The 4,261-nt window shown below is 68.9% G+C and carries 6 protein-coding genes; 4 read left to right on the top strand and 2 right to left on the bottom strand.

The features are described from left to right. Together ACFWF3_RS26270 and ACFWF3_RS26275 are read right to left on the bottom strand one after the other, a co-directional pair. Positions 1-184: cyclic nucleotide-binding domain-containing protein (locus tag ACFWF3_RS26270; RefSeq protein WP_379315993.1), on the bottom strand; the 184-nt coding region annotated here is incomplete at its 3' end. A gap of 134 nt (positions 185-318) precedes the next feature. Further along, a complete protein-coding gene (locus ACFWF3_RS26275) occupies positions 319-546 on the bottom strand; it encodes a hypothetical protein (RefSeq protein ID WP_082843785.1) in 228 nt (75 codons plus the stop codon). Positions 547-728: 182 nt separating this feature from the next. Between ACFWF3_RS26275 and nth the strand changes: the two genes are divergently transcribed. The 4 genes from nth to ACFWF3_RS26295 are packed head-to-tail and all read left to right on the top strand — an operon-like array spanning position 729 to position 4,087. Next, positions 729-1,487 carry an endonuclease III gene (gene nth / locus ACFWF3_RS26280; protein WP_378994498.1) on the top strand — a complete coding sequence of 253 codons (759 nt, stop codon included), beginning with the start codon at positions 729-731 and terminating at the stop codon, positions 1,485-1,487. After that, positions 1,484-2,128, top strand: a complete 645-nt coding sequence (locus tag ACFWF3_RS26285; RefSeq protein WP_379315995.1) for a TlpA family protein disulfide reductase — start codon at positions 1,484-1,486, stop codon at positions 2,126-2,128. Before nth ends, ACFWF3_RS26285 begins: the two co-directional genes overlap by 4 nt. A gap of 40 nt (positions 2,129-2,168) precedes the next feature. Continuing rightward, complete coding sequence (locus ACFWF3_RS26290) at positions 2,169-2,897, top strand: NUDIX hydrolase (RefSeq protein ID WP_378638735.1); 729 nt, start codon at positions 2,169-2,171, stop codon at positions 2,895-2,897. After that, a complete protein-coding gene (locus ACFWF3_RS26295; protein WP_378638738.1) occupies positions 2,894-4,087 on the top strand; it encodes a MarP family serine protease in 1,194 nt (397 codons plus the stop codon). Before ACFWF3_RS26290 ends, ACFWF3_RS26295 begins: the two co-directional genes overlap by 4 nt. Positions 4,088-4,261: the final 174 nt, after the last annotated feature.

The following is a 4,261-nucleotide window of genomic DNA, read 5'->3' on the forward strand; positions in this document are numbered from 1 at the left end:
GGGACCGCCGGCCGATCTTCACCTTGCCCGTCGTGATGATGTACAGCCGATCGCCGGGTTCGCCCTCGTTGAAGATGACGTGGCCGCGCGGAAAATCTACGGGCTGCAGCTGCTTGGCGAGCGCGGCCACCGCGGTGGGCTCGACGCCTTGGAAGATGCCTGCTCTGGCGAGGGCCTCGTCCACGAATGTGCTCCTTATGGGATATGGCTTGCGAACCTGGTCGAGCGAATCGACCAACCGCGCAGTCTACGCGGCATTCCGGCACCGCAGTGACAGACACCACGTAAAGAGTGGATTGCGCGTTGAGAATCGATCGTTTAGCTCGCCCGTGCGACATCCAATTCGGAGGTACGGGAACGGCGCTTGCGCACGCGCGCCACGGCGGCGGGCAGGCCGAGCTTCGTCAGCTCTTTCACTTCGGCGTTGCTGGCGTTGTCCAGGTACTGCTGAACCTCTTCGTCGGGTTCGAGAAGCTTTCGGAGCCGATTCTCGACCCGCTCCATCCCCAGCGCGAACAGCATCAACAGCACTGGGAAGAGCACCACAGCGAGTCCTTGCATGACTGGCAGTAAACACGGTCCAGGTCTCAGATGGAACACAGCGGGCAAACTGGCCGGGCAATGTTGTCGTAGTGGTTCCGTATGGTGAAGCGGTGCCCGTTTCCCCTGCCCCCGCCGCCGCCGGCGATGCCGATCCGGCAGCGGATTCGGCCGCCGTACCCACCGGCATCTCGGCCGCTCGCAAACGCAAGAACCGTGCGATAGCTGCGGAAACGCGGATCGGACTGGTCCGGCGCGCCCGCCGGATGAACCGCACGCTCGCCGCGGCGTTCCCCGACGCGCACTGCGAGCTCGACTTCACCACGCCGCTGGAACTGGCCGTCGCGACGATCCTGTCCGCCCAGTGCACCGACGTCCGGGTGAACCTCACCACTCCCGCCCTGTTCGCGAAGTACCGCAGTGCCTACGACTACGCGCAGGCCAACCGGGTGGAGCTGGAGGAATACATCAGGCCCACCGGCTTCTACCGGAACAAGACCAGTTCGCTGATCGGCCTCGGCCAGGCGCTGGTCGAAAAATACGACGGTGAATTGCCTCACACTCTGGACGAATTGGTGAAATTGCCCGGGATCGGGCGCAAGACGGCCAACGTCATCCTCGGCAACGCGTTCGATGTGCCCGGTATCACCGTCGACACCCATTTCGGCCGGTTGGTGCGTCGCTGGAAGTGGACCGACGAGGAGGATCCGGTCAAGGTCGAGCACGCGGTCGGCGCGCTGTTCGAGCGCAAGGACTGGACCATGCTCTCGCACCGGGTGATCTTCGAGGGGCGTCGGGTGTGCCATGCGCGCAAGCCGGCCTGCGGCGCGTGCATGCTCGCCGGCGACTGCCCGTCGTTCGGGCTCGGCCCCACCGACCCGGCGGTGGCCGCGGAGTTGGTGAAGGGCCCGGAGCGCGATCACCTGCTGAACATGGTCGGCCTGTGAGCGAAGCCTCGCTGCTACGGCGGCCCGCTGTGCGCTGGGTGCTCGCCGCGGTGATCCTGGTGGTCGCCGCCACGGTGGCGCTGTGGCCGCGCGAGGGTTCGCAGACCACCGGCGTCGTTGCGCAGACATCGCAACAGACATCGGGCGTGTCGGCCGAGGAACGAGCGGCGGCGGGGTCCCAACCCTGCCCGTCGTCCGCGTCCGCGTCCGCATCGGGGCCGCTGGCCGGTCTCCAGGTGAGCTGTCTGGCGGACGGCGCGCCCGTCGATCTCGCCGCGGCGCTCGCCGGAAAGCCCGCGCTGCTCAACCTGTGGGCCTACTGGTGTGGACCCTGCGCCACCGAGTTGCCGCATCTCCAGGAGTTCGCGCAGCGGGCGGGCTCGGCACTCACGGTCATGACCGTGCACAGCGATCCCGACGAGGCGAAGGCGCTGTCTCGGCTGACCGGACTCGGCATCACCCTGCCCGGCGTCGAGGATCCGCAGGCCGCCGTGCGCAGTGCGGTCGGTGCGCCCGCGGTGCTGCCCGTCTCGGTGCTCGTGCGGGCCGACGGCACCATCGCGAGCGTGGAGGTGCGTACGTTTGCCGACGTGGCCGACATCGCGGATACGGTATCCGCGAAGCTCGGGGTCACGGTATGACAGAGGACGTAACAGTGGCGTGTGGATCGAAGGCGATGGCGTGAACGATGTAGCGAGGCTCGACGATTCCGGCGTTCCCTCGTGGTTGCGCACCGCGATCAGATCCGGCGGCCCCGACGCCGACGACACGCTCGCTACTTCCCGCGCCCTGCGCCGGGCCATGTCGATCACCGGCAGGCCACGCCAGGCCGCTGTCCTCGTGCTGTTCGGCGGCTCGCCCGACGCCGATGAGTCGGTGCCAGGGGGCCTGCCCGCCGACGCCGACGTCCTGCTCACTCAGCGTGCCTCGACCATGCGCCAGCACCGCGGCCAGATCGCGTTCCCCGGCGGCGCCGAGGATCCCGGCGACGACGGCCCGGTCGGCACTGCCCTGCGCGAAGCCGCGGAGGAGACCGGACTCGACCCGGCCGGTGTGCAGCCGTTCGCGCTGCTGCCGAAACTGTTCGTTCCGCCGTCGAAATTCGACGTGACCCCGGTGCTCGGCTACTGGCGAGCACCCAGCGCGGTTCGCGTCGTCGATCAGGGCGAAACCGAGCGTGTCGTGCGTGTGCCGCTCACCGAATTGCTCGATCCGGCACACAGATTCATGGTGCGTGGCAGTCTCGGCTACCAGAGCCCCGCGTTCCAGGTCGACGGCATGCTGGTGTGGGGACTCACCGGCGGTATTCTCGCCGGCATCATCAAATCCGCTGGCTGGGAACGAAACTGGGATCGGGGCGACGTGCGTGACCTGGAGAGCTCGCTGGCTGCGGTCGGAATGACCCTGTGACCGCCTCGGTATGGCTCGACATCGCGGTGGTACTGATCGCGCTGGTCGCGGCGTCCACCGGCTGGCGGCAGGGCGCGGTGGCGTCGGCGCTGGCGTTCTTCGGCGTCGCGCTGGGCGCCGTCGCGGGCATTCTGATCGCACCGCACATCCTCAAGCACCTCAGTGAGGGTCGCAGCCGGGTACTCGGCGGCATCCTGCTGATCGTGCTGCTGGTGATCGTCGGTGAGGTGGCGGGCATGGTGCTCGGCCGGGCCGCGCGCACCAGCATCCGCCAACCGGTCGCCCGCAGCGTGGACAGTGTTGTCGGTGCCGTGTTGCAGGCGGTGACCGTGCTGGTCGCGGCCTGGTTGCTCGCGTTGCCGCTGGCCACCGCGTCCCAGCCCGCTGTCGCCGCCGCGATCAACGGGTCGAAGGTGCTCGCCGACGTCAACTCGGTCGCGCCGGACTGGTTGCGCAAGGTTCCCAACGAATTCTCCAAGCTGCTCGACACGTCGGGCTTGCCCGATGTGATCGGCCCGTTCGGCCGAGCGCCGATCGCCGCCGTCGAACCGCCGGATCCCTCGGTGCTGGCCAGCCCGGTTGCGGCGTCGCTGCAGCAGAGCGTGCTGCGCATCCGCGGCACCGCACCCAGTTGCCAGCGGGCGCTCGAAGGCTCCGGCTTCATCGTCGCGCCGGAACGCGTGATGACCAACGCGCACGTCGTGGCGGGCACCAACACCGTGTCGGTCGACACCGCGCGCGGTGCGCTCGACGCCACCGTGGTCCTGTTCGACCCGTCCAAGGACATCGCGGTCCTCGCCGTCCCCGGTCTGACCGCCCCCGTGCTGCCCCAGGCCCCTGAGCCCGCGAGTTCGGGCGAGAGCGCGATCGTGCTCGGTTACCCCGGTGGCGGCCCGTACACCGCCAGCGCGGCCCGTGTCCGCGAGACCCTCGACCTCACCGGCCCGACCATCCACCGCGACGGCACCGTCGAACGTGAGGTCTACACGGTGCGCGGTCAGGTCCGCGCGGGCAACTCCGGCGGCCCGCTGGTCGACGCCGAGGGCCAGCTCCTCGGCGTGGTCTTCGGCGCGGCGGTCACCGACGACGACACCGGCTACGTCCTCACCTTGCACGAGGTCGCGTCCGAACTGGCCGCAGCCGCCCCGAGCAGCACCCCCGTCAACACGGGCGCCTGCGTACTGAGCTGATCACCCAGTCCCCGAGTAGCCAGAGGTACGTCGACGCACGGCGCACACCGCCTGGGCCCGGTAGTCCCGGTATGTCTGTACCCCAAGGGGCCCGCCCCGATCTGGACTGACCGAAGGGTGCGACGAAGGAGTACCCGTAGGGAGGGAAGATCGGGGCCTCAGGGGCCCCGCTCG

This window comes from Nocardia sp. NPDC060220 (assembly GCF_042727815.1).
In the GTDB taxonomy this organism is placed as follows: domain Bacteria; phylum Actinomycetota; class Actinomycetes; order Mycobacteriales; family Mycobacteriaceae; genus Nocardia.